The organism is Candidatus Pelagibacter communis (assembly GCF_001180205.1).
Lineage (GTDB): Bacteria > Pseudomonadota > Alphaproteobacteria > Pelagibacterales > Pelagibacteraceae > Pelagibacter > Pelagibacter ubique_O.
This window is the reverse complement of record NZ_CVSU01000125.1, coordinates 1-1,199: the sequence shown is the minus strand read 5'-3', so window position 1 is coordinate 1,199 and position 1,199 is coordinate 1. Positions and strand designations below refer to the sequence as shown.

Here is a 1,199-nt window from a genome sequence, read left to right as displayed (position 1 = left end):
TAATTTTCAAAAAGTGAACATAACTCAATAGTTATTTACCCTACTATTGATTATGTTCACTGAAACAAAAGGGTAAAATGTATTTTAATAAGATAAATATTTGGTTTTTGTTTTCTTTGTTGGTATCAATTATTGTTGCTATACCAATTATAACTGTATTTACTAGTTTTTTTGAGGATACATCAAATTATTATCAAATTCTAAAAGATACTTTTTTGTTTGAATATATTTTTAATTCAATAATTTTGCTTGTTGGTGTCTTAGCTTTAACTTTTCTTATTGGAACTAGTATAGCTTATTTAGTTTCTTTTTATAAATTCCCTTTAAGTAATTTTTTTAAATGGGCTCTGATATTATCTTTTGCAGTGCCTCCATACATTTATGCGTATTCTTTAACAGCTTTCTTTGAAAATTATGGAACTTTATATTCGATATTGAAAAATGTATTCGGAGAGGGAAATTATAACCAAAGCATCCCAAAGTTTGATGGTTTAATTGGTGCTGTACTTTCGCTATCTTTTTCACTATTTGCTTATGTTTATATTCTCTCAAGAGCATCATTCCAGTATCAATCTCAAAATCTAATTGATTTAGGTAGAAATTTAGGATTTTCTAAAATGAAGTCCTTTTACTCTTTAATATTGCCAGCAGCCAGACCTGCAATTGTTGCAGGTCTTTCTTTGGTAGCAATGGAAACTTTAGCTGAATTTGGAGCTGTTGATTTCTTTTCTATAAATACCTTAACTACGGGTATTTACAATTCTTGGATCACTTTTGATGATTTAGCTTTCTCAAACAGGATATCTTTTTTTCTTCTTTTATTCATTTTTGCAGTATTCATTTTAGAAAATTTATCTAGAAAAAAGGCGAGGTATCATTCAAATACAAAAGGTGGATTTAAACAAAAAGAAAAAATTCAACTTTCAGGAGCAAAAGCGTTTTATGCATTTTCAATTTGTTTGGTTGTTTTCTTTTTAAGTTTTTTATTTCCACTAAGTCAAATGTTATATTGGACTTTAAAGTTTCCAGAAAATCTTTTCGATTTACCGGTCATTACCTTGACATTAAATACACTTTACTTGGTGTTATTATCGAGTTTAGTTTTAATAACCTTTTCTTTAATTTCCAATTATGGAAATAGAGTTTCTAAAAATAAAACCTTAAATGCTTTGTCTACTTTATCTATTTCAGGTTATGCT

1 protein-coding gene is annotated in these 1,199 nt (G+C 27.4%); it reads left to right on the top strand.

Going from position 1 to position 1,199, the window contains the following annotated elements:
- Positions 1-77: 77 nt before the first annotated feature.
- The coding region (locus AMO08_RS05560; protein WP_075485976.1) for an ABC transporter permease at positions 78-1,199 on the top strand (1,122 nt) is incomplete at its 3' end.